The sequence below is a fragment of the Deferrisoma camini S3R1 genome, from assembly GCF_000526155.1.
Taxonomy (GTDB): Bacteria; Desulfobacterota; Deferrisomatia; order Deferrisomatales; family Deferrisomataceae; genus Deferrisoma; species Deferrisoma camini.
Genome location: NZ_JAFN01000001.1, coordinates 1,136,707 through 1,162,098, shown reverse-complemented (window position 1 = coordinate 1,162,098; position 25,392 = coordinate 1,136,707). Strand labels below are relative to the sequence as shown.

The window sequence follows — 25,392 nt, the reverse complement described above, 5'->3', positions numbered from 1 at the left end:
AACCGGTCTTGTCGCCCACGCGTGTGTGGCCGGATCCGAGCCGAAACTCAGGCGCACGCGAAGCGCCCCCCAACGATTCACGATTCACCATTCACGATTCACGGCAGTTAAGAAGGAGGTTCGAGCCATGGCGGAGTCGGTGCAAGAGGTGAAGCAGCAGGCCAAGAAGAGCATGGAGAAGGCGCTCGAGGCGCTCCAGCGCCACTTCGCCCGGGTGCGCACCGGGCGGGCGAGCCTGGCCCTCCTGGACGGGATCCGGGTGGAGTACTACGGCACCCCCACCCCCCTGAACCAGGTGGCGAGCCTGTCGATCCCCGAGCCTCGGCTGATCGCGATCCAGCCGTGGGACAAGTCGGTGATCCCGGCCATCGAGAAGGCGATCCTGCAGTCGGAGCTGGACCTGAACCCCACCAACGACGGCAACGTGGTGCGGGTGCCGATCCCCAAGCTCACCGAGGAGCGCCGCAAGGAGCTGGTCAAGGTGGTGCGGGGCATGGCCGAGGAGGCCCGGGTGGCGGTGCGCAACGCCCGGCGCGAGGCCAACTCGGAGCTGGACCGGCTGCAGAAGGAGAAGGCGATCTCCGAGGACGATCAGCGCCGCATGAAGGACGAGATCCAGAAGCTCACGGACGAGTACGTGGCCAAGGTGGATCAGGTGCTGAAGCAGAAGGAAGCCGAGATCATGGAGGTCTGAGGCTTCCGGCCGATGGCGACCCCGACCCCGCTCCCCCCCCGAACCCAGGTCCCCCGCCATGTGGCGATCATCATGGACGGGAACGGCCGGTGGGCCCGGCGCCGAGGCTGGAACCGGGTCCGCGGCCACCGGGCCGGCATCGACTCGGTGCGCGCCGTGGTGCGCGAGGCCCGGGCGGCCGGGGTGCGCTACCTGACCCTGTTCGCGTTCTCCTCCGAGAACTGGGGCCGGCCCCAGCGGGAGATCGCGGCCCTCATGGGGCTGCTGCGCCGGTTCCTCCGGGTGGAGGTGCCGGATCTGAAGCGCAACGGCGTCCGCGTCCGGGCGATCGGCGAGCTGAGGCGGCTCCCGCCCCGGGCCCTCGAGGCGGTCCGGTGGGCCGAGGATGAGACCCGCGAGGGCCGGGATCTCGACCTGATCCTGGCCCTGTCCTACGGCGGCCGCGACGAGATCCTCCACGCGGTGCGGTCCGCCCTGGCCGAGGGGGTGCGGCCCGAGGAGCTGGACGAGGCCCGGTTCCGCGGGTTCCTCTACGCCCCCGACGTTCCCGACCCCGACCTGCTGATCCGAACGAGCGGGGAGATGCGGATCTCGAACTTCCTGTTGTGGCAGCTGGCGTACACCGAGCTCTACGTGACCCCGACCCTGTGGCCCGAGTTCCGGGAGGCCCAGTTCCGGGAGGCCCTGGCGGACTACGCCCGCAGGGAGCGGCGGTTCGGGTTGACGAGCGAGCAGCTCGCGGGGGGAGGTGGCGGATGAGCGCGCGGGTGCGGACCGCCCTGTGGGCCGGGGCGGGGTTCCTGGGGGTGTTGTTCCTGGGCGGGGCGACGGGGTTCGGGCTCCTGACCGCGGCCGTGGCCGTGGCGGGCATGCGGGAGTACCTGCGGCTGGCCGCGCCCCACGCCAACCCCCTGGAGCGGGCGGCCACGGCGGCCTGGGCCGGGGTGGTGGTCCTGGGGTTCCTGTGCCCGGACCGCGCCGTGCCGGGGCTTCTGCTGGTGGGGGGCGGGGCGGTGTTCGGGGCCGCCTGGATCCTGGGGCCCGGCCCCCGCCGCGACTGGTTCGCCCGGTGGGGCGGCACGGTGGGCGGATGGGTGGGGGTGGCCTACGGGCTGGGCCACCTGGTGTGGGTGCGCGAGGCCGGGGTGAGCGCGGTGGTGTTCGTGTTGGCCGTGGTGTGGGCCGGGGACATCGCGGCCTACTACGTGGGCACCGCCCTCGGCGAGCACCCCCTGGCCCCGGCGGTCAGCCCCAACAAGAGCGTGGAGGGGGCCGTGGCCAGCGTGGTGGCCGCCTGCCTGGTGGGCTGGGGCGTCTCGGCGGTGCTGCCCACCCCCCACGGAGCCTGGACCGGGCTGTGGGTGGCCGGGGTGCTCAACGTGGCGGCCCAGCTGGGCGACCTGCTGGAGTCGGTGTGGAAGCGCAGCGCGGGGGTGAAGGACTCGGGCTCCCTGCTGCCCGGCCACGGCGGCGTGCTCGACCGGGTGGACGCGCTCCTGCTGGCGGCCCCGGCCTACGCGGCCGTGCTGGCCCTGGTGGGGACCGGCCCGTGAGGCGCCTGGCGGTCCTGGGGGCCACCGGAAGCATCGGCGAGAGCACCCTGGACGTGGTGCGGCGGTTCCCCGACCGGTTCCGGGTGGTGGCCCTGGCCGCCGGGGGGCGGCGGATCGACCGGCTGGCGGCCCAGGTCCGGGAGACCGGGGCCCGGTGGGTGGCCGTGCCGGACGAGGCCGCGGCCGAGGCCCTGAGGTGCCGGGGGGTCACGGCCGAGGTCCTGGCCGGCCCCCAGGGGCTCGTGCAGGTGGCCGGCCTGGAGGAGGCCGACGTGGTGGTGTCGGCCGTGGTGGGCGCCGCAGGGCTCCTGCCCACCTATGCGGCGGTCTTGGCCGGCAAGATCGTGGCCCTGGCCAACAAGGAGTCCCTGGTGGCCGCCGGCGAGGTGGTGATGGCCGCGGCCCGGCGCACCGGGGCCCGCATCCTGCCCGTGGACAGCGAGCACTCGGCCCTGTTCCAGGCCCTGGAGGGCCGCGACCCGGGGCAGGTGCGGCGGCTGATCCTCACGGCGTCCGGGGGCCCGTTCCGGGGGCGGTCCCGGGGCAGCCTGGCGGGGGTGGGGGTGGACGAGGCCCTGGCCCACCCCAACTGGTCCATGGGCCCCAAGATCACGGTGGACTCCGCCACCCTGATGAACAAGGGCCTGGAGGTCATCGAGGCCCGGTGGCTGTTCGACGTGCCGGCCGACCGGATCGACGTGGCCGTGCACCCCGAGAGCATCGTCCACTCCCTGGTGGAGTTCGTAGACGGAAGCCTGATCGGTCAGCTCGGGCCGCCGGACATGCGCATCCCCATCGCCTACGCCCTGAGCCACCCGGAGCGGCTGCCGCTGCCGGACCTGTCGGTGGACCTGGTCCGGGCCGGCCGTCTGACCTTTGAGGAGCCGGACCGGGACGCGTTTCCGTGCCTGGACCTGGCGTACGAGGCCCTGCGGGCCGGCGGCACCGTGCCGGCCGTGCTGTCCGGGGCCAACGAGGAGGCCGTGGCCGCGTTCCTGGCCCGACGGCTGGGGTTCCTGGAGATCGCCGAGGCCGTGGCCGCGGCCCTCGATGCCCACCGACCCCACCCCCTGACCACGGTGCAGGAGGCCCTGGAGGCCGACCTGTGGGCCCGGCGGTTCGTCAAGGGGTGGGTGGGCCGAAGGGGAAGGGGATGACCGTGTTCCATTCCACCGCCGCGTTCGTGGTGCTGCTGGGCGTGCTCGTGTTCGTGCACGAGTTCGGCCACTTCCTGGTGGCCAAGCGCCTGGGCATCCGGGTCCTGAAGTTCTCCCTGGGGTTCGGCCCCCGGCTGTGGGGGTGGCGCCGGGGCGAGACCGAGTACCTGATCTCGGCCGTGCCCCTGGGGGGGTACGTGAAGCTGTTCGGCGAGGACCCGGACGAGCCCCTGGCCGCGGGGGAGGAGGCCCGGAGCTTCAGCGCCCGGCCCGTGTCCCACCGCATCGCCACCGTGGTGGCCGGGCCGGTCATGAACGTCGTTCTCGCCGTGGTGGTGTTCGCCCTGCTGAGCCTGTTCGGCACCCCGGTGCTCCAGCCGGTGGTGGGCCAGGTGAGCCCGGGCATGCCGGCCGAGGCGGCGGGCCTGGCGCAGGGCGACCGGATCGTGGCCATCGACGGCGAGCCCGTGGCCTCGTGGGACGACATGGCCGAGCGGATCGCCGGCTCGGAGGGCCGAGAGCTGGTGCTCACGGTGGAGCGGCAGGGCACCCGGTTCGACCTGCGGGTGAAGCCGGTGCTGCGGGAGTCCCGGAACCTGCTGGGCGAGACGATCCAGAAGCCCATGATCGGCATCGCCCCCTCGGGCGAGGTGTCGGTCGAGCGCAACCCCGTGTGGATGGCGCCGTGGATCGGCGTCCGGGAGACCGCCCGATGGACCGCGGTGACCGTGGAGGTGCTGGTCAAGATGGTGGTGGGACGGGTGAGCCCCCGCACCCTGGGCGGGCCCATCGCCATCGCCAAGATGGCCGGCGAGACCGCCCAGGCCGGGGCCCAGAGCTTCCTGTTCCTGATGGCCGTGCTGTCGGTGAACCTGGCCGTGCTGAACCTGCTGCCCATCCCCATCCTGGACGGCGGGCACCTGCTGTTCTTCGGGATCGAGGCGGTGCGGGGCCGGCCCGTGAGCCTGCGGCACCGGGAGGTGGCCCAGCAAGTGGGCCTGGCCATCCTGCTCGCGCTCATGGCCTTCGTCATGTACAACGACCTCGCCCGGATCCTGAGCGGATGAACGCGGTCCTGGGCCTGGACACCTCGGAGCGCACGGCCGGCGCGGCCGTGGTGGTGGAGGGGCGCGTTCGGTGCGAGACGGTGGAGGCCTCGGCCCCCCGCCAGTCCCGGCGGATCCTGGCCCTGGTGGAGGCGGCCCTGGCCGCGGCCGGGGTCGGCCGGGGCGACCTGGCGGCCCTGGCCGTGACCGCGGGCCCGGGCGCGTTCACCGGGGTGCGGGTGGGGGTGGCCACGGCCAAGGGCCTGGCCGTGGCCCTGGGGATCCCGGTGGTGGGGGTGTCGAGCCTGGCGGCCCTGGCCGGCCGGGCCGGGCCGTGGCCGGGACTGGTGGCGCCCGTGCTCGACGCCAAGAAGCGGCAGGTGTACGCCGGCGCCTGGGACGGCGAAACGGGCCGGCGGGTCCTGGACGAGGCGGCCTGGGACCCGTCGGAGTTCGGCCGGGCCCTGGCGGAGACCGGCCGGCCGGTCCTGGCCCTGGGAGCCGGGGTGGCCCCGTACCGGGAGGCCCTGCGCTCGTGCCTGGGCGACCGCTACCACGAGGCGCCCGAGGACCTGTGGACCGTGCCCCCGGCCCGGGTGGCCCTGCTGGGCTGGCAGCGCTGGCGAGCCGGCTCGGCCGAGCCCCCCGACGCCCTCACCCCCCGGTACCTGCGGCGCAGCGAAGCGGAGGAGAGGAGGGGCGTAGGTCGCGGGTCGTAGGTCGTGAGTCGCCGGTCGTAGGTCGTAGGTGGTAGCGGTCCAACGACCAACGACAAACGACCTGCGACCGACGGCAGTTGACACCACGAACGACCTTCGACGAACGACCCACGGTCTTCCCAACCATTTACGATTCACGATTCACGGCAGTCCCCGACCCAACGGAGACCCCCATGGACACGAAGCCCACCCGGGAAGAGGCCTGGCAGATCCTCACCGAGCACGTGAAGAGCGAGAACCTCCTGCGCCACGCCCTGGCCGTGGAGGGGGTGATGCGCCACATGGCCCGGAAGCGGGGGGCCGACGAGGAGGAGTGGGGGGTGATCGGGCTCGTGCACGACGTGGACTACGAGGAGCACCCCGAGGAGCATCTCCAACACGCCCCCGCGATCCTCAGGGCCCACGGCTGGCCCGAGCCGTACATCCGGGCGGTGCTCGCCCACGGGTGGGGGTTGTGCACCGACGTGGAGCCGGTCACCGACCTGGAGAAGACCCTCTACGCCGTGGACGAGCTCACCGGCCTGGTGGCGGCCGCGGCCCTGGTGCGGCCGTCGCGCAGCGTGATGGACCTGCCGGTCAAGAGCGTGCGCAAGAAGTGGAAGGACAAGGCGTTCGCCGCCGGGGTGGACCGGTCGGTGATCCAGAGGGGGGCCGAGATGCTGGGGGTGGAGCTGGCCGACCTGATCGCCGACACCATCGAGGGCATGCGCTCGGTGGCCGACCGGATCGGGCTGGGGGGGTAGGGCCCACCCATGCCCCCCATCCTTTGCCCCCACTGCCGAAGGCTGATCTCGTCGGACGAGCCCCGCTGCCCCCACTGCGGGCTCCACGCCCCGGGCATGCGGTTCCGGCGGGCGCTGCTGGGCTGGCTCCAGCCCGGCCCCCGGGAGCTGGTGCGGGGGCTCATCACCGTGAACGTGGCCTGGTTCGGCCTGTCCCTGCTGGTGGACCCGGCCGGCCTGGGCGGCAGCCTCAATCCCCTGGCGTTTCTGAGCCCCTCGGACCGGGGGCTGTTCCTCATGGGCGCCACCGGCTCCCTGCCGGTGCTCCGGTTGGGGCGGTGGTGGACCCTGCTCGCCGCCAACTTCCTCCACGGTGGGCTGCTGCACCTGTTCTTCAACATGGCGGCCCTGGCCCAGATCGGGCCGTTCGTGGCCCGGGAGTACGGCACGGCCCGGTTCGTGGCCCTGTACCTGCTCACCGGCGCGGCAGGGTTCCTGGTGTCGGTGCTGGCCGGGGTGGGGCTGACCATCGGGGCCTCGGCCTCGCTGCTGGGCCTGATCGGCGCGGCCATGTACTACGGCCGGGCCCGGGGCGGGGTGTACGGCGAGGCCGTGTTCCGGCAGATGGGGGGCTGGACCGTGGGGATCTTCCTGTTCGGGTTCCTCCTGCCCGGCATCAACAACTGGGCCCACGGCGGCGGGCTCGCGGCCGGCTTCGCCCTGGGTCATCTGCTGGGGTTCCGGGAGCAGCGGCCCGAGGCCCCCTGGCACCGGCTCCTGGCCCTAGGGCTCGCCGGCCTCACCGTCCTCAGCCTGCTGTGGGGCGTGGTGGGGGTGGTGGCGTGGAGGCTGGGCTAGGCGGCGTCTTCGCGTCTCTACGACCCAACGTCTTTCGCCCCAGATCCACACAGATGGACACAGATGGCCCGCCACGCGGGCCGCTGGAAAGCTAGGAAGCTAGGAGGCTGGGAGGCGGAAAGGCCGTGACAGGTGATGCCCCTCCACCAACGACGAAGCACGAACGACCCGCGGCTTTTCCAACCATTCACGATTTACGATTCACGATTTACGGAAGTTTGGCGGTGACGGGTGGGAAGGGCAGTGACACGGTGACCGGTAACGAGTGATCGGTGTCGACGCTTCGCGTCCTACCGTCCCAGCGTTCCAGCGTCCTAGCGTCCCAACGATTTACGATTCACGATTTACGATTTACGATTTACGGCAGTTTGGCCGTGACGGGTGATCGGTGACGGGGTGACGGCCCAGCCTCCCAGCCGCCCAGCGGACGCGAAGCGTCCTGGAGGTCCCCATGGAAAAAGACCACCTGGAGATCCTGCTCGAAGACATCCGAAGTAAGTTCGATCTCGTGATCGAGGGCTACGCGGCTCTCGACCGGAAGATCGACGCGCGGTTCGGGGAGCTCGAGGAGAAGGTCGAACGGAATACCTTCCTGATCGAAGCGCTCGCGAAGCGGGTCGACGAGGTGGAAACGCGCCTCGACGCGAAGATCGACGGTGTAGAGAAGAAGCTGGAAGCGAAGATCGACGCCGTCGAGAGGAAGCTGGAGGCAAAGATCGACGCGGTCGAGAAGAAGCTCGAAGCCAAGCTCGACGCCGTGGCCGCCGACCTTGCGGCCCACCGCGCCGACACCGAGGTCCACCACGGCGTGTACCGGGTGAAAGAGCCGTAGGGGCGTGGGGCCACAGATAAGCACAGATTGCCACGGATCTCGGGGGCGGAGGGCCACACTTCGGTGACGAGTGGGAAGTGCGGTGACCAGTAACGAGTGATGGGTGACGACGCATCGCGTCCCACCGTCCCAACGTCCTAGCGTCCCAACGATTCACGATTTACGATTTACGATTCACGGCGGTTTACGGCCCTTCCCACGACCAACGGCAGTTCAGCGGGGGCGGGCAGGCAACTACGCAGCAACGTCCGTCCCAACGGAGCTTTTCCATGTGCCTCTCCGAGCGCCTCTTGGACCTGTGCCGTCGCCACGGCTTGGTGGCGATCTATGCATTCGGTAGCCGGGCCGGCGAGGCGGCGGCGCGGGCGCGGGGTGGGGACGTGCAGCCCGAACCCGGCGCGTCGGACCTGGACATCGGGGTGCAGCCGAGGCCGGGTCGGCGGCTGGGAGCCTTCGAGAAGGTGGAGCTGGCCCAGGCCCTGGAGGACTTGTTCGGGGTGGGCCGGGTGGACCTCGTCGTGGTGACCGAGGCGCCGACGTTTCTGGCGTACGAAGTGATCCGGGGTGAGATCCTGGCCTGCACCGACCCGGATGCCCAGGCCCGGTACGAACTCTACGTGCTGGCGCGGACCGGAGACCTGGCCCACTGGCACAAGGAGAGGATCCGAGCGATCTACCGGGAGGGAGCTCGATGACCCCGTCGACTCTTCGGGCGGCCGTGGTGGCCGAAAGAGCGGCCTGGGTGCGGGAGATGCTGGCCTGCGTGCGGGGGCTTCCCCTGGGGAGCGCCGACGAGTTTTTCTCGGACGCCAGAAACGTGGCTGCGGCAGAGTCGTACCTCCGCCGGGCTCTGGAGGCGTTGCTGGACCTGGGGCGCCACGTGCTCGCAAAGGGGTTTGGGGTGGCGCCCTCCGAGTACAAGGAGGTGGCGAGGGGACTCGAGCGGGTCGGCGTGCTGGCACCCGACGTTGCCCGGACCCTCGTCGTTCTGGCGGGCTATCGGAACCGGATGGTCCACTTTTACCACGAGGTCGGGCCCCAAGAGCTGTACGAGGTGTGCTCCCGGCGGCTCGGGGACGTGGAGGACGTCTTGGACGCCATGCTGTCCTGGTGCCGCGCACATCCGGAACGCTTCGATGCACCGGTGGAATAGAAAGGCGGTGACGGGTGACCCGTGACGGGTGAAGGCCCCGCCGCCCAGCGTCCCAACGCCGCCACCCCGCCGGGAAGAGCCGTGATCTACCTGGACACCTGCCCATCTGCTCGCCGAAAACCGCCCACACACGGCGTCCGTTGCATCGTTGCGCGAGGCCCAAAGATAGCGGCCCGCAACGTCCCGGGCTGGAATGGCCCCTTGCCCGACCTTTCCAACCCCCACGACCGGTTTGTGCGCGAGGTGTTCTCCCGGCCCGAGGCGGCCCGGGACTTTTTGCGCCACTCCCTGCCGGCCGAGGTGGTGGCGTGCCTGAACGTTTCCTTGGTGTCGGCCGTGCCGCGCACGTTCGTGGATCCGGACCTTCGGGCGCACCTGGCGGATGTGATCTTCTGGGTGGCGCTACGGGGGGGGCGGCGAGGCGTTCGTATACGTGCTGATCGAGCACAAGAGCCACCCGGACCGCTGGGGGCTCGGAGGTGCTTCCCTTCCTCCTCGATCCACGCCCACCTCCGGATCCTCCCGTCGGACTGCGTTCTTCATGCTGGGGATCCCGCAGCACACGCAAGATCCAGTCTTCCCGGATGCGTGCCCGGTCGGGCCGCACCGGACGAACCGAAAATAACGCGTCGTTTTCATCGCCCCGGTCTCTCGCGGACCAGAAGGGTCCATCACACAATCCACCATAGCCGTCCCCACCCCTACGGTCAACGCGCTCGCAGCCACCCATGGCCCGCTACGCGGCCCGCTAGAAAGCTGGCAAGCTAGAAAGCCTTCCAGCGTCCCAACGATTCACCATTCACGATTCACGGCCCTTCCCACGACCAACGGCCCACTGCCCCCCAGTCGTGACAGATGGAGGGGCAAAGTGTACACTCTGAAATGCGTGTTTGGCCGGCTTTCCCGCGCGGTGCCGCTGGCGGAAGTGGACCCGGAACGGCTCGAGGAAGTCGACTCCCAGCGCGAGGCCCAGAGGAAGGACCCCGCATGGGGGCCTCGCCTGGGGATGTCGCCCGCCGGCCCGACGAGCACAGGGGACATGCGCGAGGTGGTCGCCGGCAAGAGGAACATACGCAAGCAGGCAGGCGTCGCAGGGGGAGAGGGGCCAGCCATACCGTCAAGGACCTCCCCTTGGCTACGGGGAGAAACGTACCTTACTACTCGGGGAGCCTAGCCATGCCTTCATCTCGGATCACTTCCACCCCGCACGTCATGTTCGGAAAGCCGGTGATTCAGGGGACTCGGATCACGGTGGAGTTCATTCTAGAGGAACTCGCTGCCGGCCGGACGCCTGAGGACTTGGCTCGGGAACATCCCGGGCTTGAGGTCGAAGACGTTCGGGCTGCTCTGCGTTTCGCGGCACAGATCCTGGGAACCGACATCGTGCATCCGGTTTCCGAGGAGGCGGCGTGAGGATTCTGGCGGATGAGTGCATCGATGCAAGCACTGTGTCTGCTTTTCGCGCAGCCGGGTGGGAGGTGACCTACGTTGCAGAAGTCGCTCCGGGAAGCCCCGATGGCGAAGTTCTCGACATGGCAAAGCGCCTTAAAGCGCTTCTCCTTACCGCTGACAAGGATTTCGGAGAGATCGTCTTCCGCCGTCGAGAGGCACCCTATGGTGTGCTCCTGGTGAGGCTACCCGGAATGGATCCCAACGAGCGGGCTCGTCTCGCAGTGCGCGTTGTTACGCGGCACGCTGACGAGCTTTTCGGGAACTTTTCTGTCTTGACGGGGGCGTCGTTGCGCGTCCGAAGGCCCTTTCGTTAACCGGGGTTGCCGTTTCCCGCCGACATGTCAGGCCTGCCGCTAGAAAGCTCGAAAGCTGGGAAGCTAGAAAGCCTCCTAGCCTCCTAGCGTTCCAGCCTTCCAGCCGACGCGAAGCACCGTCACCCGTCACCGTGTCACCGCCAAACTGCCGTGAATCGTGAATCGTGGCAGGGCGGCTGGGCCGTCGCCACATCACTCGTCACTCGTCACCGCCTTCCCCCCGTCACCGATCACCGATCACCCGTCACGGCCGTTCCCCACGTTCGTCGTTCGCCGAGGGCCGTTGGGACGTCAGGACGTTGGGACGGTTTCCGAGACCGCCCAGGAGCCCGGCGGTCACGACGCACGACCCGCCGCGAACGGCCTTCCCTCCTTGTCAACCCCGGAGGCAGCGGGTAGATTAGGTGTATATCCACCCAAGGTCGCAGAGGGAAATCCATGGAGATCGCCGAGATCATCAAGAAGGCCTTCCAGGAGTGGGTGGTCCCCGAGTTGAGCGCCATCCGGTCCGAGATCGCCGAGGTCAAGGGCCGGTTGGAAGGGACCAACGAGCGCCTCACGGACTTGCAGACCCAGCTTGCGGACCAGAGTCGCCGCATCGACGAGATCCGTATGGAACTCTCGGAGCGGATCAACGAGACGAACCGGCGGATCGACGAGACCAACAAACGCATCGACGACGTTCGCACGGAGCTCACCGAGCGGATCGAGAGCGTTCGGAGCGATCTTACGGCGCGTCACGACCAACTGAACCAACGCATGGACGAGTTGGGCCGAGCCATCGTCCGTCGGGACGAGTACGACCGAACGCTCCGGCACATGGAACACCGTCTCACCTCCATGGAGCACCAGCTCAGCGACCTCAAACGCCGTGTGGCCTGAGGGGGTTTGGCAGGATGAAGCCCCGTGAGCCGTAAATCGTGGGTCGTTGGGGAAGCCTGAACCACGAACGGCCAACGGCCCTTCACACGACGAGCGGCCCACCTCCCCCCCAGTCCAGTCCTTGCCCACGACCGCTGTTTTCCGTACCATTCGGCGTCCCGTCACCCCGGCCTTCCGAAGGGCCGAGTTGCCGGGAAAGTCGGTTTCGGCCCCCGGAAGGGAACTACCGGACATTGTTTAGCTAAGCGAGCATAAAGAAGAGAAAAATGGGAGTCGTGGGCGAGGGGCCGGCAGGCAACTACGCAGCAACGTCCCCCCGTCTTGGAGGTCCCCATGGAAAAGGACCACCCGGAGATCCTGCTCGAAGACATCCGAAGCAAGTTCGACCTGGTTCTCGAGGGGCACGAAGTGCTCCGGAGCGAGATCCAGGCGCTCGCACGCAGGACGGACGAGCGTTTCGACCTGGTGGATCTCAAGTTCGAAGCCCTGACGAAGCGGGTCGACGAGGTGGAAACGCGCCTCGACGCGAAGATCGACGGTGTAGAGAAGAAGCTGGAAGCGAAGATCGACGCCGTCGAGAGGAAGCTGGAGGCAAAGATCGACGCGGTCGAGAAGAAACTCGACGCCAAGATCGAGGCCGTCGAGAAAAATCTCGGGGGCAAGCTCGACGCCGTGGCCGCGGACCTTGCGGCCCACCGCGCCGACACCGAGGCCCACCACGGCGTGTACCGGGTGAAAGAGCCGTAGGAGCGTGGGGCCACAGGTAAACACAGATCGCCACAGATCTCGGGGGCGGAGGGCCACACTTCGGTGACGGGTGGGAAGTGCGGTGACCAGTGACGAGTGATTGGTGACGGGTATCGACGCTTCGCGTCCCAGCGTCCCAACGTCCCAACGATTCACGATTTACGATTCACCATTCACGATTCACGGCCCTTCCCACGACCAACGGCAGTTCAGCGGGGGCGAGCAGGCAACTGCGCAGCAACGTCCCCCCGGACTTCCAGCGTCGGCATGATCTCTTCTCCTTCGGGCCCGAGGGCCGTTACAAGAGCGTTTCGGATTTCCTCGGCGCCCACACGATCGGTGGCCATGGCCACGTACCGAAGCAACACCTGCCGTTCAGGGGGCCTCTGGGTCGGCGATGAGGACACTCCACCGTGGCCCGGTGCCTTCGGAAAGGCGCGCGACCCGCGACTCCGGCAGTTCACCATTCCCCATTCCCGATTCCCCATTCACGAAAGTTGATTGTTCGTTCTCGTTGCCTATAGGGGGGGTGCCGGTTACACTGGAGTGGAGTTCGTGCCTGCCAGCGCCCAAGGAGTGACGCCGTGCCCCAGATCGGTGCCCGCGAAGCCAAGACGCGCCTGCCTCAGTTGTTGAAACGCGTGGAGCAAGGTGAGAGGTTCGTGATTACGAGACACGGTCGCCCCGTGGCCGAGTTGATCCCCTTAGGGGAGATTTCCCGGGGTCGGGTCCGGGAGGCCATCGAGGACCTGAAGGCGTTTCAGAAGACCCACTCTCTCCAGGGACTTTTGGTGCGAGACCTGATCGAAGAGGGACGAAAATACTGATGCCCTTCGTGCTCGACTGCTCGGTGACGATGGCCTGGGTGTTCCCCGACGAGGCCAGTGACACCACGGATCGGCTGCGCGACAGCCTCCTGGATGACACCGCAGTCGTGCCGGCTTTATGGCCGGCCGAGGTGGGGAACGTGCTTCTTGTGGCGACGCGCAGGGGGCGGATCAACCGGTGTGACTGGGGGCGGATCGCGGCAGACCTCGCGGCGCTCCCGATCGTGGTTGACCGGATTCCGCCGGACGATGTGCTCACCGCGGTGGTGCCTCTGGCCGACAAGTGCGGCCTATCGGTGTACGACGGGATGTACCTTGAGTTGGCCCTCCGACGGGACCTGCCCTTGGCCACGCTCGACAAACGACTCGCTGAGGCGTGCTTGGCGAGCGGGGGGCGACTGACTTAAGCCTTACGTCGAAGCGGAAACGAAATCGCCTCGGGCCAGCCGATCCGGACCCACGACCTCCGGCACTTGCCACGACGAACGACCTGCGGCCTGCGACCTCCGGCAGTCCTCACGACCTACGACCAACGACCTGCGACGGACGGCCCACCGCCCAGCCACGATTCACGATTTACGATTCACCATTCACGATTCACGGCCCTTCCCCCCCCCTTGTCCCCAACCGCCGTTTTCCGTATCATTCGGCGTCCGCCGGAGAACGAGCGGGAGAGATCGGCCTTCCCGTGCTCCGGCATCCTGGCCTCCCAGCATTCCAGTCTCCCGGCCTTCCAGCCGAATCCCAGGGAGGGGCAGCGGTCATGACCGAACCAGAGCGGCAGTCCCCGCGACGGGCCTTTCCCCCTGTCACGGATCACGCGCCACGGCAGCTCCCCCCCGGCACGGAAACGGCTGCCGCTGGTCGTTCGTGGTGGGGCGCTGGTCGAGAACCGTTGGAACGTTGGGACGGTAGGACGTTGGGACGAGGGGCGGCCGGGCCGTCACTCGCCACCCGTCACGGATCACGCGTCACGGAAACGGCTGCGGTTGGTCGTGCCGTCACCGCCGTTCCCCGTCACTCGTCACAGATCACTTGTCACCGCAGTTCCCACCCGTTACCTGTCACTCGTCACGGCAGTTTCCCGTCACGAACGGACTGTTGTTCGCCGTTCGCCGAGAACCGGCGGGACGTCAGGACGTTGGGACGCAATGCGTCCTGCCGTCCCAACGATTCACGATTTACGATTCACGGCAGTTTGGCCGTGACGGGTGATCGGTGACGGGGTGACGGCCCAACCTCCCAGCGGACGCGAAGCGTCCTGGAGGTCCCCATGGAAAAGGACCACCTGGAGATCCTGCTCGAAGGCATCCGAAGCAAGTTCGACCTGGTTCTCGAGGGGCACGAAGTGCTCCGGAGCGAGATCCAGGCGCTCGCACGCAGGACGGACGAGCGTTTCGACCTGGTGGATCTCAAGTTCGAAGCCCTGACGAAGCGGGTCGACGAGGTGGAAACGCGCCTCGACGCGAAGATCGACGCGGTCGAGAAGAAGCTCGAAGCCAAGCTCGACGCCGTGGCCGCGGACCTTGCGGCCCATCGCGCCGACACCGAGGCCCACCACGGCGTGTACCGGGTGAAAGAGCCGTAGGATCGTGGGGCCACAGGTAAACACAGATCGCCACAGATCTCGACGGCGGAGGGCCGTCACCGCGTCACGGCCGTTCCCAACGACCAACGATTCACGATTTACGATTTACGGCAGTTTACGATTCACGGCACCTGGAGATCTGATCACTTGACCGAACCGGCGGAGAACATGGAACCGCAGCCCCCGACCCCTGGTTCGGGGGACTCGCCCCGATGGATGCCGGCCTGGGTCGCCCGCCGGCTCGACGAGCACATGCGCGAGGTCGTGGCCGGCGCCGCCGTCACCTTCACCGTGAAGGTGCTCGGTGCGGGGCTCATGTTCGGGTTCAACGTGGTCGTGGCTCGGTTGCTGGGGGTCGAGGAGACAGGGATCTTCTTCCTGGCCCTTACGGTGCTGCAGGTCTGCGGAGTCCTTGGCCGGTGGGGCTTGGACAACGCCGCGTTGAAATTCGTGGCAGCGAACGCGGAACTGGGGGAATGGGGCAGGGTTCGCGGGGTTTACAAAAAGGCCGTTTTTCTGGCCGGGCTGCTGTCGTTTGGAATCGGGCTCGCAGTGTTTGTCGGGGCGCCCCTTCTCGCGGAGGCCGTGTTCCAGAAACCCGAGCTCACGACCGCGTTCAGGGCTGCTGCGGTGGGGGTCCCGGCGGTGGCCCTGCTGTGGATCCACTCCGAGGCCCTGAAGGGCCTGAAGCGGATGCTGGCCTCTCAGTCCCTTCAAAGCCTCATTCTCCCGGTAGGCGCGTTGCTCACGATCCCACTTGCAGCTCGATGGTGGGGGGCGGTTGGTGCGGTGGTCGTGTACGCCGCTGCCGCGTACGCGGCTGTGTTCGGCGGCTACTGGCTTTGGCGGCGCCACACGGCGCACGTCAACGGGGCCGTCGCCGCATTTTCCGCACGGGAGTTGGCTGGTACTGCCAAGCCGTTGGGGGCGGTTGCGGCGACGAGCCTTGTGATCCAGTGGCTCCCGCTGCTGGTTTTGGGCGCCGTTGGCACCAAGGCAGAGGTGGGGGTGTTCGGCGCGGCCCTTCGCACGGCCACCCTGACGAGTTTGCTCTTGGTGGCGGTGAACAGCATGACGGCGCCGAAATTTGCGGCACTTTGGGCAAAAGGGGATCTGCAGGGGCTGGAGAAAACAGCGGTCAAGTCCGCCCTGCTGGTCTCGTTATCCGCAGCTCCGATCCTGTCGATACTGGCCTTTTTCCCGGAGCATGTCCTCGGGCTATTTGGCAAGGATTTTGCCTTGGGAGCTGTGGCTCTGACCATTCTGGCCGCCGGACAGTTCGTGAACGCAGCGACAGGGTCCGTGGGGTACCTGTTGATGATGACGGGGAACGGGAAATGGCTTTGGGTGTCGGTCGCGCTGGCAGCGGTAACGTGCGCAGGCCTCGTAGCCCTGATGCCGTTCTGGAACGGTGTCATCGTCGCGGCGATTGCCGTGGCCGTACCGCTTGCTATGCAGAATCTTCTGGCGTCCGTTTTCGCCTTTCTCCGCATCGGTGTGGTGCCGTGTAACTATGCGGTGTTGTTCCGGCAGCCAGTTTCGTGAGGACAAACTGTTTTCCCGGGATGGTGGCAACACGACGACGCGGAATCGCGGGAGGGGTTGGCAGCAACTAGACAGCAGCGTCCCCCTGGTGGCCCTTGGCACCAAGGCAGAGGTGGGGGTGTTCGGCGCGGCCCTTCGCACGGCCACCTTGACGAGTCTGCTCCTGGTGGCGGTGAACAGCATGACCGCGCCGAAATTTGCGGCACTTTGGGCGAAAGGGGATCTGCAGGGGCTGGAGAAAACAGCGGTCAAGTCCGCCGTGCTGGTCTCGTTATCCGCGGCTCCGATCCTGTCGATCCTGGCCTTTTTCCCGGAGCAGGTCCTCGGGCTGTTCGGCAAGGATTTCGCCTCGGGAGCCGTGGCTCTGACCATTCTGGCCGCCGGACAGTTCGTGAACGCAGCGACAGGCTCGGTAGGGTACCTGTTGATGATGACGGGGCACGGGAAATGGCTCTGGGTGTCGGTCGTGGCTGGCAGCGGTAACGTGCGCAGGCCTCGTAACCATGATGCCGTTCTGGAACAGTGTCATCGTCGCGGCGATTGCAGTGGCCGTACCGCTTGCCATGCAGAACCTTCTAGCATCCGTCTTTGCCCTTATCCGAAGTCGGTGTCGCGCCGTGTAACTACCGGATATTGTTTCATTAGGCGGGCGTAATAAGAGGAAGGGGGAACGTGAGGCTGCGGCGGAGGCGGCCGAGAGCGAGATGGGGAATCAACTGCGGAGCAGCGCCCCCCACGCTCCCCCTGCACACACACACACACACACACAACGTGTCCCAGAGAGCGGGAGGTCGAAGGTGTCGGGCAATCTACGAATCCTTACCGTGTTCGGGACTCGGCCCGAAGCGATAAAGATGGCCCCAGTCGTCAAGGCTTTGGAGACCCACCCTTGTTTCGATGCCGCTGTTTGCGTCACCGCTCAACACAGAGAGATGCTTGACAGAGTTCTCGCTCTGTTCGAGGTTTCTCCTGATTATGATCTCGATATCATGAAGCCGATGCAAGATCTTACAGATATTACATGTGATGTGCTGCGGGGCTTGCGTGAAGTGATTCGGGAGTTCAAGCCCGATAGACTGTTAGTGCATGGGGATACAACTACAACGCTCGCGGCATCCTTAGCAGCTTATTACCAGAGGGTTCCAGTCGCTCACGTCGAGGCGGGTCTCCGCACCGGCAATATCTACGCACCCTGGCCAGAAGAGATTAACCGCAAGCTGACTGCAGGTATCGCCGATCTCCATTTCGCTCCTACCAAGCGGGCGTCCCACAACCTTTTGGCGGAGGGGGTGCCTGAGGAGCGGATTCATATTACCGGAAACACGGTTATTGATGCGCTGTACATGACCCTGCGTCGGCTGGAGGGCGACTCGCAACTTAGAGACAGTGTCTCCCAGGAATTTTCATATCTCGATCCAGACCGCTGGGTGATTTTGGTGACAGGACACCGCCGCGAGAGCTTCGGTTCGGGGTTCGAGCGCATCTGCCGAGCCTTGTTCACTTTGGCAAAACGGGATGATGTGCAAATTGTGTATCCAGTGCACCTTAATCCAAATGTGCGAGCGCCCGTCATGCGCAATCTCTATGGTCTTAACAATGTGTTTCTCGTTGAACCTCTAGACTACTTGCCGTTTGTACATCTGATGAGTCGTGCCCACGTGATCCTTACGGACTCGGGAGGAATTCAGGAAGAGGCTCCTTCACTGGGCAAGCCGGTATTCGTGATGCGGGAAACCACTGAGCGGCCTGAAGCCGTTGAGGCCGGCACTGTGACCGTAGTGGGGACCGATCCCAATCGGATTGTCGCAGAGGTAGAGTTGGCCCTCCAGCGGATTGGGAAAGATAAAGATACCGAGGGACGGGGGAGTAATAACCCTTACGGTGATGGTAAGGCGGCGGCACGCATCGTGGCCCGGCTTTGCGAACAGCACGGGGTCAAGGATCCGGCAACAGAAGTCGTGTGAGTATGCGGAGGTGCCCTTTGGGTGTCTTGGTTCGGGCCTGTTTTTGTTAGGACATTGTGGTGCTTTTTTATAAAACTGCGGATTTATACATGCGGAAGCCTAGTCTTTTTATAATTGGAGCTCCTAAATGCGGAACTACCTCGCTGTCTCGATACTTGGGATCCCATGAGCGTATTTACATTTCAGATCCCAAAGAACCATTTTATTTTAATACTGATTTGCAGTACAGGGGGGTTGTGTCGGAGAAAGATTATCTGAAATTATTCATGAAAACTCAAGACAGTGTTGAAATTTTAGGTGAGGCGTCGACATCTTATTTGTATTCAAAAGAGGCTGTACCAAATATAATCAAATTTAATCCAGATGCTAAATTTATAGTAATGGTGCGAAACCCGGTTGATATGGCATATTCTCTCCATAAGGAATTGCTGTGGATCGGTATTGAACATGTGGAGTCCTTTGAGGAGGCGTGGTTTTTGCAGAGAACGCGACGCGCAGGAAAGGGAATCAGTTGGTATTGTCGGGACCCGGCATGGTTGCAGTATAGAGAGGTGTGCGCTCTAGGGAGTCAATTGAAACGGCTTTTTGCTACTGTAGGCCGAGAAAAAGTCCATGTGATTGTTTTTGATGACTTCGTAAGTGATACGCGGCAGGAGTACTTGAGGGTGTTGTCGTTTCTTGGGGTGCCTGATGACGGCAGGGTGGTGTTTGATGCCCATAATAGAGGGAAAAGGCACAAATTTAAATTTGTCGCCAGAGTGGCGTTAGGATTGAGAAGATTGAAGGAGAAAGTGGGGCTCAGGCATAGTTTTGGAGTGGCGAGCAAGATGATGGAGTGGAATACTGTAACAGAGGGACGAGAATACAATTCGGAGTTTAGGGAATACTTGTGCATGGTATTTGCGGACGAGATTGAGTTGTTGGAACATATCTTGTGCAGAGATCTGTCAAGATGGCGGCGGGGCGACACGTAATCGATTGACGCAGGCTGATAGGTTTTTGATGGTTTGCAACTCATAAGGGGGCTCTGTAGGGACCTGCCGGGCTTTCGGTAATCCTGGACAGTCGAGAGAGTCACAGCAGGGCCTCCAAACTCAGCGAGTCCACGGACGGATGGAGTAACCGGCTTGATGCATGCTGGGTGCGTGCTGGTTGAGGTGTGCCTTGGGGGCGAATTGCCCCTTGTGCGCGTAGTTTGGAGGCGAACTCATAGATCAAACGGTCTTCCGGCATCCCTAGCGTGAGGTTTCTAGCGACGGGAGTAAGGCGCGTGGATCGGGAAACAACGCGAGTGCCCGGGTCCTGGTCCTGTGGTTCGGCCTTCCATGGAGAGTCGGAACAGTCCATATAAATTGCGTTCGGGGGTATTGGGAAAAGTGCAGCGGATCGGTGATGCCCTGCCGAGATGGAGGAGCAATGTATGATACCTAAAATTATCCATTGTTGTTGGTTCGGCGGTGCGCAGAAAGGCGAAATAGCGATGGCATGCCTTGATAGTTGGCGCTCCTTTTTGCCTGATTACGAAATAGTAGAATGGAACGAAACGAATTTCGACATTGAATCGGTGCGTTACGTCCAAGAGGCGTATCGAGCAAAAAAATGGGCATTTGTTGCTGACTATGTGCGTCTATGGGCATTGTATAATTATGGAGGGATTTATCTAGACACAGATGTGCGGGTGTTTCGATCTTTTGATAGTTTTCTGGTCCATAATGCATTTACAGGTTTTGAGTATTTCGCGGGAAGGCTAGCTCCAGTAACGGCTGTTATGGGTGCGATTAAGGGACATTCGTGGATTGGCGAGTTGTTGGCCGAATACGATGGTGCAACGTTTTTGCGATCTTTTGGGGGTATGGATCTGAAGACAAATACTGTGCGCATAACCGAGAATTTAATAAATAAATACGGCGTCAAAAACGACGATACGTACCAAGTTGTAGGGGATGATCTGCATATTTATCCAAGTTACTATTTTTGCCGTGGAGGCGATCAGGCTTATGCACAACACCTGTTCGATGGAAGCTGGGCACCATGGTGGAAGAGGGCTAAAGGCAAGTTTTTGTGGATGCTGGACTCGCTGAAGGGAGCTAGAAGTTAGTCTATTTATACACCGGTGTCTAAATATCTTGCGATGCGGTTCAACCAAAATGCGTAAGCCCTCGGGGCCAGGGCACAGTCGAGGTTTAACAGTTCCGGCGATTGAGGAACCTCCCGCCACGTGGACCGCCAGAAGCCCCATGGGAAAGAAGTCTCAGTTATTCAGCCTGTACCATAGCGTGTGATTGAGCGGTTGATGCTGCCCCGAGTAGCCAGCTTGAGGCGGCCCCCGGTGTTGAACCGCTTTAAGCGGTTCACGTTTTTTCAAGCCCCCACTTTTGATGGGTGCGTGAGTGCCTTTGGGGTGCATTCGCCGTTTGCCCCAAACGGGCTCTGTCCGTGTTTTCAGAATCGGGGAGTCCGACAGTGAAGCCCCCGTGGCTGAGGGGCTCAAGTCCGATCCCCGAAGTCCGAAGCAGTCGGTTGCGCGGTTTCCCCAGTGGTTGGACGAACGGCGGATGTACCCGATGCTTTGGCCTTCCAATAAGAGAGGGTGCCTCACATCAACTAACCCGGATTTTTCACCAAGCCTTTTGCTGTAACCACCGATCACACGCCGTCTCGGGGCGTGCTTCCGCCTCGGCGCTCGACGTACCGACCGGTGCGATTGCGCCCGTCGGCGGGATTCGAGAGGATTTGCGGGATGTGATTCGGGAATTGGCTCGGCAGAAGGAGAGTCGGGTGGTGGAGGGGCATCTGATGCCGGACCACGTGGCAAGGAGGTATGGGGGGCGGGCACGCAACTTTACGGGGCAGAGCTTTTGGGCCCGAGGGTACTACGTGTCGACGGTAGGGTTGGACGAGCAGGTGGTCCGGGAGTATATCCGTCGGCAAGAGCGAGAAGATGGTAGAATTAAGCAGTTAAGGCTACCGGAGTAGCCGTCTTTAGGCGGCCCCCGGTGTTGAACCGCTTTGAGCGGTCCACGGTTTTTCAAACCCCCACCTTTGGTGGGGGGGCGTGACCGGGCTAATAGGATTCACGGGTGAGGACAGTTATGGGTCGCGGAGACAATATCGCTATCGTTGGTGGCGTGCCAGTTAGTTGCTACACTGTTAAGGAATGGGTTGAAATGTATGTGCGAGAGGCTGCTCAGGAGGCTTGTCCGGACAAACCGAGATTGTACACCTCCGCGAATGGTCACTTTGTGTCTCAAGTTGCATCTAACAGCGAACTCCGAGAGGTAGTCTCTTGTTTCGACGGTATAGACGCGGATGGTATGTCGGTTGTGTTCGCCTCTCGGATCTTTTGTCATAATAAGATCCCTGAAAGGGTTGTAACAACAGATGTGTTCCACGCGCTAGCACGAATTATACAGAATACCAAAATGACGGTGTATTTTCTTGGCGGAGAGGAGAAGACCGTAAATACCGCTGTCGCCAACGTAAAATCAATGTACCCCAAGCTGAATGTTGTCGGGTATAGAAACGGATATTTCAGATCAGAGAATGAAGAAGAGGTGGCGGTGAGCCAAATAGTGAGCCTAAGGCCGACGTTCTTGTTTGTTGGAATGGGGGTGCCATTGGAACAATTTTTCGTCGTGAAACATCGCGAATCTCTGAGTGGAGTGCGGTGCATCAAGACATGTGGGGGGATGTTTCGGGTGTTGGCGGGTGAAGTTAGAAGACCGCCCTTGTGGGTGCAGCGAGCTGGGCTAGAGTGGGCGTACCGTTGCATCAAAGAAAGGGGTCGAGTTATTCGCCGATATGCGCTGACAAATGTTCATGCGGCATTTCTGTACGCCACGCGTTCGAAATAGAGCCGATCCAGAACAAGCCTTCCAAGTAACTAAAATTGGGTAGGCCCCCGGCTTTGCCGGGGTTCTTCCGGGTTTCTAGTGGGTAAGGGTCGCGGTAGTGTGGTTCGCCGAAAGGAGGCGAGCCATGCGCGACACGACCCTGTACCAGCACCTGTTGGGCCTGGAAGAACCCTGGACCGTTGAGAGGGTGGCACTCGACGTCCAAACGCAGCGGGTCGACGTCTGGGTAGGACACCCTCGTCGACATCGGTGGCCATGCCCGGAGTGTGGCACCGCGTGTTCGCTCTACGATCACACGCCGCAACGGACCTGGCGCCACTTGGACAGCTGCCAGTTCCAGACGTTTTTGCACGCCAGACCGCCGCGCGTGAGGTGCCCGGACCACGGGGTACGCCAGGTGGATCTGCCCTGGGCGGAACCAAGGGGCCGGTTCACGCTGCTTTTTGAGTCGTTCGCCATCCGGGTGCTGGCACAGACCACGATCGAGGGCGCCTGCCGAATCCTGGGGATCAGTTGGGATGAGGCGGGGGGCCTGTTGAACCGAGCGGTGAAGCGGGGCCTGGCGCGAAAGGAGCCCCGCCTCATTCGGTATTTGGGGGTGGACGAAAAGGCGGCGGGCCGGGGGCAGTCGAACTACATCACGGTGGCCTGTGACGCCGAGGCCGGCGTGGTGGACGACGTGATGATGGGACGATCCAAAGCGAGCCTGGACGCGCTGACGCCGGAGCAACGAGAAGCGCTTGAGGCGGTCGCGATCGACATGCATGAGGCGTACATCCAGGCGGTGAAAGGGCAGTTTCCGGACCGGTGGGACGAAATGATCGTGTTCGACCGGTTCCACATCATGCAGCACATGACCAAAGCCGTGGACCAGGTGCGCCGGGAGGAACACCGGCGGCTTATGGCCCGGGACGGGGAATCGCCACTCACGGGCACGCGGTTTATGTGGCTGTACGGCCGAGAACGGGTGCCCCGGCGGTATTGGGGTGTGTACTACGCGCTTCGGGACTCGGACCTGAAGACGGCGCGAGCGTGGGCGATCAAGGAGAACCTTCGCCGGGTGTGGAGCTACAAGCGGGAGATCTGGGCGATGAGGTACTACCGGCGGTGGTACTACTGGGCAACGCACAGCCGCTTGGAGCCCGTGAAACGGGTCGCGAAGATGGTGCACGGTCGGCTCTACGGGGTGATGAACTACTTTCGCCATCGGATCACGAACGCCATGACGGAAGGCCTGAACTCGAGGCTGGATGCCATCTGGCGCAAAGCACGGGGGTACCGGAACAAGGCGAGAGGTATCGGCTGGTGATCCTGTTCCACCTGGGCGGCCTCCCCATGGACCCCGTTACCCACTAAAAAGTCGGAAGAACCTCCCATCGACCCCGTTACCCACTAAAAAGTCGGAAGAGCCCCTGGGCGGCACCGAGGTTGTGGAGGACCCGGTGGGCGAAGAAATCGTGTGAATGCGGCGCTGACGGGATCCTGCTCACGACCTTCACTCACTCAGTTATTCGTTCTTGGACAACAGAGGTTCGAACGAAACGGCGAGGTTGGTCTAGTAATGGCTATGAGTAGCTTTTATGATCTGATGTGGATTGCGTTTGGCCCTTTATTTTTGCCGAGAAGTATTTTATCGTACCCGGTAGCGTATCTGTCTCCCGTGTTTTTTGTGGTATTATTGTCTTTGTCTGGGGATGGCAGAATAAGTCGTACGCGCATGCTTGTTATCCTCTTTGTTGCTGCTGTTAATGTATTTGTTATAGCCATGCGAGGCGGGTTGCTGCCCAACTTTTACTTGGCCTTGGCGTCGCACAGTTCGATCCTGGTTTTGGTTCTGTGGCCGAGAATCACGGTGCGGGGATATGATTCGGTAGTAAGGTGCGTTCTGGCCCTTGCGTGGTTACAAATTTTCATTGGCATAGCACAAGCGGTCAGTCTCGGGTTTCCAATGAAATTGCCGTATCGGGATTTTTCCGAAGATTTTTTTCAGGGGTCGTTCGCCTCCGGTGGAGCACGTTTGGTGGCAATTGTTTTGTGTGTAGCATGGTTTATATATTGGGCGCGGTATCTAGTGAGTAAAAGAAAAGCAGAGTTGTTCAAGAGTCTGGTTATGTTGGGTGCATCTGTATTTACTGCATCTATAGTCAGTGTTCTGGCTGCAATGGTGTGTGGAGCGCTTGTTATGGCTCGAATGTTGAGAAGAGTTGGTATAGTGAAGAAATTAGTCTTCGTGTTGGTGTCGGCCGGGTTTTGTCTTGTTCTTGTGCAGTATGCTAATGTTGTAGTATATGCGCAGACGTTCTTTATGAAATATGCTGTAATGAGAAAGTTGCCCCGGCTGGAGTTCTTGGAAAACACATTCACCCGCTTGCCGAGCGAAGTGCCGTACCAACCCCTCGTCGGCGTTGGTTTAGGGAATTATTCGAGTTGGGCCCAAGCGGTGTTAGCTCCGGGATATCAAGAACGTTTCCTAGAGGGTCGCCACGTAAAGAGTGGGGGGGGCGCGAGTGTTTCTGAAGTCGCGCAAGAGAATGTGTTTTATATGTATGAAGATGGTAGTTGGAGTCTGGCGGCTAACAGCATTATAGGACAGCCGTTTTCAAGTTGGATCTCTTTGTATGGGGAGGTGGGCATCTTGGGCCTTGGGGGGGTCGTTTTGTCCATGCTATTTCAAATGAGGCTCTTGTGGAAAAAAGCGCGGCAGCAGAGTGACTGGAGGGCCTGGGTGGGCTGTTTTGTGTTAATGTATTTGACTGTGCTAATGGTATTCGATAACTATTTAGAATATGTATGGGTCGCCTACCCCTTGTTTGCGCTGGGGTCGTCTGCTGCGCCTGTGTTGCGAGGTCGTGCTGTTGGGAGCGAAAATTTGGCCGTTGGCCAAGTGAATGGGGCCATTTGCGGTTTGATTTCGAACTGCCAGGTCACAAACTTTCGTCTTTAGGTGGAACCGCTTCAGTGGGTTTTTCTTTGTAGTGTAGGCGGACAGAGAAGGAGGTCCGCAAAATGGTAGGGGATCGGAGCTGGGCGCATACGGCCGCATGCGGTCCATGATATTAAGTACCACTTTGTGTGAGTAACGAAATGCCGATACAAAGTTCTCCGTGGGGAGATCGCAGAGTGCGCGTGGGATATCATACGCCAGATATGCATGGCGAGAGAGATTGCAATCTTAAAGGGCTACATAAGTAAAGATCATGTACCCCTTCTTGTGTCCGCGCCACCGATCTTATCACCTGCCCGGATTATGCAGTACATGAAAGGGAGGGCGTCCCGGAGTTTGCAACAGAAGTTTTCCTCCCTCCGAAAACGATATTGGGGGCAGCACATCTGGGCTCGGAGGTACTTTTGTGCTTCGTCGGACACGGTAACAGACGAAATCGTCAATGCATACACTGAACAGCAGACGATTCCGCTGGATGACTTTAAGGTGTCCGACGAAGCACAGGTTTAAGCCGGCTTTAGGCGCACGCCAGTGGCTTTAG

The 25,392-nt window shown here is 62.9% G+C and carries 27 protein-coding genes and 2 pseudogenes; all 29 read left to right on the top strand.

The window, feature by feature from the left end; genetic code table 11:
* The first annotated feature begins 127 nt into the window (after positions 1 to 127).
* The 29 genes and pseudogenes from frr to tnpA all read left to right on the top strand — a co-directional run bounded on the left by frr (position 128) and on the right by tnpA (position 25,361).
* Positions 128 to 694: a ribosome recycling factor gene (gene frr / locus DEFCA_RS0105085; protein WP_029733594.1), complete on the top strand. Its 567-nt coding sequence runs from the start codon at positions 128 to 130 to the stop codon at positions 692 to 694.
* 12 nt (positions 695 to 706) lie between these two features.
* Positions 707 to 1,453, top strand: a complete 747-nt coding sequence (gene uppS, locus DEFCA_RS0105080; protein ID WP_025321957.1) for a polyprenyl diphosphate synthase — start codon at positions 707 to 709, stop codon at positions 1,451 to 1,453.
* Complete coding sequence (locus tag DEFCA_RS22600; protein WP_025321956.1) at positions 1,450 to 2,247, top strand: phosphatidate cytidylyltransferase; 798 nt, start codon at positions 1,450 to 1,452, stop codon at positions 2,245 to 2,247. The genes uppS and DEFCA_RS22600 overlap by 4 nt, the downstream gene beginning before the upstream one ends.
* The gene (locus DEFCA_RS0105070) at positions 2,244 to 3,404 is read left to right on the top strand and encodes a 1-deoxy-D-xylulose-5-phosphate reductoisomerase (protein WP_025321955.1); all 1,161 of its coding nucleotides are present in this window, start codon (positions 2,244 to 2,246) and stop codon (positions 3,402 to 3,404) included. Before DEFCA_RS22600 ends, DEFCA_RS0105070 begins: the two co-directional genes overlap by 4 nt.
* On the top strand, positions 3,401 to 4,471 hold the full coding sequence (rseP, locus tag DEFCA_RS0105065) for an RIP metalloprotease RseP (RefSeq protein WP_025321954.1): 1,071 nt from the start codon (positions 3,401 to 3,403) through the stop codon (positions 4,469 to 4,471). Before DEFCA_RS0105070 ends, rseP begins: the two co-directional genes overlap by 4 nt.
* Positions 4,468 to 5,169: a tRNA (adenosine(37)-N6)-threonylcarbamoyltransferase complex dimerization subunit type 1 TsaB gene (gene tsaB / locus DEFCA_RS0105060; protein ID WP_025321953.1), complete on the top strand. Its 702-nt coding sequence runs from the start codon at positions 4,468 to 4,470 to the stop codon at positions 5,167 to 5,169. The genes rseP and tsaB overlap by 4 nt, the downstream gene beginning before the upstream one ends.
* Before the next feature lie 173 nt (positions 5,170 to 5,342).
* Positions 5,343 to 5,912: an HDIG domain-containing metalloprotein gene (locus DEFCA_RS0105055; protein WP_025321952.1), complete on the top strand. Its 570-nt coding sequence runs from the start codon at positions 5,343 to 5,345 to the stop codon at positions 5,910 to 5,912.
* A 9-nt stretch (positions 5,913 to 5,921) separates the two neighbouring features.
* Positions 5,922 to 6,749, top strand: a complete 828-nt coding sequence (locus DEFCA_RS0105050; RefSeq protein ID WP_025321951.1) for a rhomboid family intramembrane serine protease — start codon at positions 5,922 to 5,924, stop codon at positions 6,747 to 6,749.
* 451 nt (positions 6,750 to 7,200) lie between these two features.
* Positions 7,201 to 7,581, top strand: coding sequence for a hypothetical protein (locus DEFCA_RS0105045; protein WP_025321950.1), 381 nt, complete (start codon positions 7,201 to 7,203; stop codon positions 7,579 to 7,581).
* A gap of 269 nt (positions 7,582 to 7,850) precedes the next feature.
* The gene (locus DEFCA_RS0105040) at positions 7,851 to 8,276 is read left to right on the top strand and encodes a nucleotidyltransferase domain-containing protein (protein WP_025321949.1); all 426 of its coding nucleotides are present in this window, start codon (positions 7,851 to 7,853) and stop codon (positions 8,274 to 8,276) included.
* Complete coding sequence (gene hepT, locus DEFCA_RS0105035) at positions 8,273 to 8,734, top strand: type VII toxin-antitoxin system HepT family RNase toxin (protein WP_025321948.1); 462 nt, start codon at positions 8,273 to 8,275, stop codon at positions 8,732 to 8,734. The genes DEFCA_RS0105040 and hepT overlap by 4 nt, the downstream gene beginning before the upstream one ends.
* A gap of 21 nt (positions 8,735 to 8,755) precedes the next feature.
* Entirely contained in the window at positions 8,756 to 9,502 is a 747-nt protein-coding gene (locus tag DEFCA_RS24655; protein WP_084318813.1) for an Rpn family recombination-promoting nuclease/putative transposase, read from the top strand.
* A 408-nt stretch (positions 9,503 to 9,910) separates the two neighbouring features.
* Positions 9,911 to 10,147, top strand: coding sequence for a DUF433 domain-containing protein (locus DEFCA_RS21365; protein WP_084318811.1), 237 nt, complete (start codon positions 9,911 to 9,913; stop codon positions 10,145 to 10,147).
* Positions 10,144 to 10,500, top strand: coding sequence for a DUF5615 family PIN-like protein (locus DEFCA_RS24650; RefSeq protein WP_169709455.1), 357 nt, complete (start codon positions 10,144 to 10,146; stop codon positions 10,498 to 10,500). The genes DEFCA_RS21365 and DEFCA_RS24650 overlap by 4 nt, the downstream gene beginning before the upstream one ends.
* Positions 10,501 to 10,938: 438 nt before the next feature.
* The gene (locus DEFCA_RS20300) at positions 10,939 to 11,382 is read left to right on the top strand and encodes a coiled-coil domain-containing protein (protein WP_025321947.1); all 444 of its coding nucleotides are present in this window, start codon (positions 10,939 to 10,941) and stop codon (positions 11,380 to 11,382) included.
* A 333-nt stretch (positions 11,383 to 11,715) separates the two neighbouring features.
* The gene (locus DEFCA_RS0105020) at positions 11,716 to 12,129 is read left to right on the top strand and encodes a hypothetical protein (RefSeq protein ID WP_025321946.1); all 414 of its coding nucleotides are present in this window, start codon (positions 11,716 to 11,718) and stop codon (positions 12,127 to 12,129) included.
* Positions 12,130 to 12,713: 584 nt separating this feature from the next.
* The gene (locus tag DEFCA_RS0105015; RefSeq protein WP_025321945.1) at positions 12,714 to 12,956 is read left to right on the top strand and encodes a type II toxin-antitoxin system Phd/YefM family antitoxin; all 243 of its coding nucleotides are present in this window, start codon (positions 12,714 to 12,716) and stop codon (positions 12,954 to 12,956) included.
* Positions 12,956 to 13,363 (top strand): type II toxin-antitoxin system VapC family toxin, encoded by a 408-nt coding sequence (locus tag DEFCA_RS0105010; RefSeq protein WP_025321944.1) that lies wholly within the window; start codon positions 12,956 to 12,958, stop codon positions 13,361 to 13,363. The genes DEFCA_RS0105015 and DEFCA_RS0105010 overlap by 1 nt, the downstream gene beginning before the upstream one ends.
* An 866-nt stretch (positions 13,364 to 14,229) precedes the next feature.
* Positions 14,230 to 14,544, top strand: coding sequence for a hypothetical protein (locus tag DEFCA_RS0105005; protein WP_025321943.1), 315 nt, complete (start codon positions 14,230 to 14,232; stop codon positions 14,542 to 14,544).
* 252 nt (positions 14,545 to 14,796) lie between these two features.
* On the top strand, positions 14,797 to 16,089 hold the full coding sequence (locus tag DEFCA_RS0105000; RefSeq protein WP_169709454.1) for an oligosaccharide flippase family protein: 1,293 nt from the start codon (positions 14,797 to 14,799) through the stop codon (positions 16,087 to 16,089).
* A gap of 88 nt (positions 16,090 to 16,177) precedes the next feature.
* The gene (locus DEFCA_RS22075) at positions 16,178 to 16,744 is read left to right on the top strand and encodes a lipopolysaccharide biosynthesis protein (protein ID WP_169709453.1); all 567 of its coding nucleotides are present in this window, start codon (positions 16,178 to 16,180) and stop codon (positions 16,742 to 16,744) included.
* 142 nt (positions 16,745 to 16,886) lie between these two features.
* Positions 16,887 to 18,053, top strand: coding sequence for a non-hydrolyzing UDP-N-acetylglucosamine 2-epimerase (gene wecB / locus DEFCA_RS21360; RefSeq protein ID WP_281173740.1), 1,167 nt, complete (start codon positions 16,887 to 16,889; stop codon positions 18,051 to 18,053).
* Positions 18,054 to 18,142: 89 nt separating this feature from the next.
* Entirely contained in the window at positions 18,143 to 19,027 is an 885-nt protein-coding gene (locus DEFCA_RS21355; protein WP_084318806.1) for a sulfotransferase family protein, read from the top strand.
* 446 nt (positions 19,028 to 19,473) lie between these two features.
* Positions 19,474 to 20,151 carry a glycosyltransferase family 32 protein gene (locus DEFCA_RS21350; RefSeq protein ID WP_169709451.1) on the top strand — a complete coding sequence of 226 codons (678 nt, stop codon included), beginning with the start codon at positions 19,474 to 19,476 and terminating at the stop codon, positions 20,149 to 20,151.
* Between the two features lie 617 nt (positions 20,152 to 20,768).
* A pseudogene (locus tag DEFCA_RS0104995) lies at positions 20,769 to 21,029 on the top strand (transposase); the annotation flags it as partial.
* A 116-nt stretch (positions 21,030 to 21,145) separates the two neighbouring features.
* The gene (locus tag DEFCA_RS24645) at positions 21,146 to 21,907 is read left to right on the top strand and encodes a WecB/TagA/CpsF family glycosyltransferase (protein WP_084318802.1); all 762 of its coding nucleotides are present in this window, start codon (positions 21,146 to 21,148) and stop codon (positions 21,905 to 21,907) included.
* Positions 21,908 to 22,031: 124 nt separating this feature from the next.
* Positions 22,032 to 23,216 carry an ISL3 family transposase gene (locus DEFCA_RS19145; RefSeq protein ID WP_245693432.1) on the top strand — a complete coding sequence of 395 codons (1,185 nt, stop codon included), beginning with the start codon at positions 22,032 to 22,034 and terminating at the stop codon, positions 23,214 to 23,216.
* Positions 23,217 to 23,366: 150 nt separating this feature from the next.
* Positions 23,367 to 24,851, top strand: a complete 1,485-nt coding sequence (locus DEFCA_RS22070) for a hypothetical protein (protein ID WP_169709450.1) — start codon at positions 23,367 to 23,369, stop codon at positions 24,849 to 24,851.
* A 72-nt stretch (positions 24,852 to 24,923) separates the two neighbouring features.
* A pseudogene (gene tnpA, locus DEFCA_RS21340) lies at positions 24,924 to 25,361 on the top strand (IS200/IS605 family transposase).
* Positions 25,362 to 25,392: the final 31 nt, after the last annotated feature.

What these genes read in the sequence shown, in the direction of transcription:
- frr (WP_029733594.1), top strand. Translation starts at nt 128, where the DNA reads ATGGCGGAGTCGGTGCAAGAGGTGAAGCAGCAGGCCAAGAAGAGCATG.
- uppS (WP_025321957.1), top strand. Translation starts at nt 707, where the DNA reads ATGGCGACCCCGACCCCGCTCCCCCCCCGAACCCAGGTCCCCCGCCAT.
- DEFCA_RS22600 (WP_025321956.1), top strand. Translation starts at nt 1,450, where the DNA reads ATGAGCGCGCGGGTGCGGACCGCCCTGTGGGCCGGGGCGGGGTTCCTG.
- rseP (WP_025321954.1), top strand. Translation starts at nt 3,401, where the DNA reads ATGACCGTGTTCCATTCCACCGCCGCGTTCGTGGTGCTGCTGGGCGTG.
- tsaB (WP_025321953.1), top strand. Translation starts at nt 4,468, where the DNA reads ATGAACGCGGTCCTGGGCCTGGACACCTCGGAGCGCACGGCCGGCGCG.
- DEFCA_RS0105055 (WP_025321952.1), top strand. Translation starts at nt 5,343, where the DNA reads ATGGACACGAAGCCCACCCGGGAAGAGGCCTGGCAGATCCTCACCGAG.
- DEFCA_RS0105050 (WP_025321951.1), top strand. Translation starts at nt 5,922, where the DNA reads ATGCCCCCCATCCTTTGCCCCCACTGCCGAAGGCTGATCTCGTCGGAC.
- DEFCA_RS0105045 (WP_025321950.1), top strand. Translation starts at nt 7,201, where the DNA reads ATGGAAAAAGACCACCTGGAGATCCTGCTCGAAGACATCCGAAGTAAG.
- DEFCA_RS0105040 (WP_025321949.1), top strand. Translation starts at nt 7,851, where the DNA reads ATGTGCCTCTCCGAGCGCCTCTTGGACCTGTGCCGTCGCCACGGCTTG.
- hepT (WP_025321948.1), top strand. Translation starts at nt 8,273, where the DNA reads ATGACCCCGTCGACTCTTCGGGCGGCCGTGGTGGCCGAAAGAGCGGCC.
- DEFCA_RS21365 (WP_084318811.1), top strand. Translation starts at nt 9,911, where the DNA reads ATGCCTTCATCTCGGATCACTTCCACCCCGCACGTCATGTTCGGAAAG.
- DEFCA_RS20300 (WP_025321947.1), top strand. Translation starts at nt 10,939, where the DNA reads ATGGAGATCGCCGAGATCATCAAGAAGGCCTTCCAGGAGTGGGTGGTC.
- DEFCA_RS0105020 (WP_025321946.1), top strand. Translation starts at nt 11,716, where the DNA reads ATGGAAAAGGACCACCCGGAGATCCTGCTCGAAGACATCCGAAGCAAG.
- DEFCA_RS0105010 (WP_025321944.1), top strand. Translation starts at nt 12,956, where the DNA reads ATGCCCTTCGTGCTCGACTGCTCGGTGACGATGGCCTGGGTGTTCCCC.
- DEFCA_RS0105005 (WP_025321943.1), top strand. Translation starts at nt 14,230, where the DNA reads ATGGAAAAGGACCACCTGGAGATCCTGCTCGAAGGCATCCGAAGCAAG.
- DEFCA_RS0105000 (WP_169709454.1), top strand. Translation starts at nt 14,797, where the DNA reads ATGCGCGAGGTCGTGGCCGGCGCCGCCGTCACCTTCACCGTGAAGGTG.
- DEFCA_RS21355 (WP_084318806.1), top strand. Translation starts at nt 18,143, where the DNA reads ATGCGGAAGCCTAGTCTTTTTATAATTGGAGCTCCTAAATGCGGAACT.
- DEFCA_RS21350 (WP_169709451.1), top strand. Translation starts at nt 19,474, where the DNA reads ATGATACCTAAAATTATCCATTGTTGTTGGTTCGGCGGTGCGCAGAAA.
- DEFCA_RS24645 (WP_084318802.1), top strand. Translation starts at nt 21,146, where the DNA reads ATGGGTCGCGGAGACAATATCGCTATCGTTGGTGGCGTGCCAGTTAGT.
- DEFCA_RS19145 (WP_245693432.1), top strand. Translation starts at nt 22,032, where the DNA reads ATGCGCGACACGACCCTGTACCAGCACCTGTTGGGCCTGGAAGAACCC.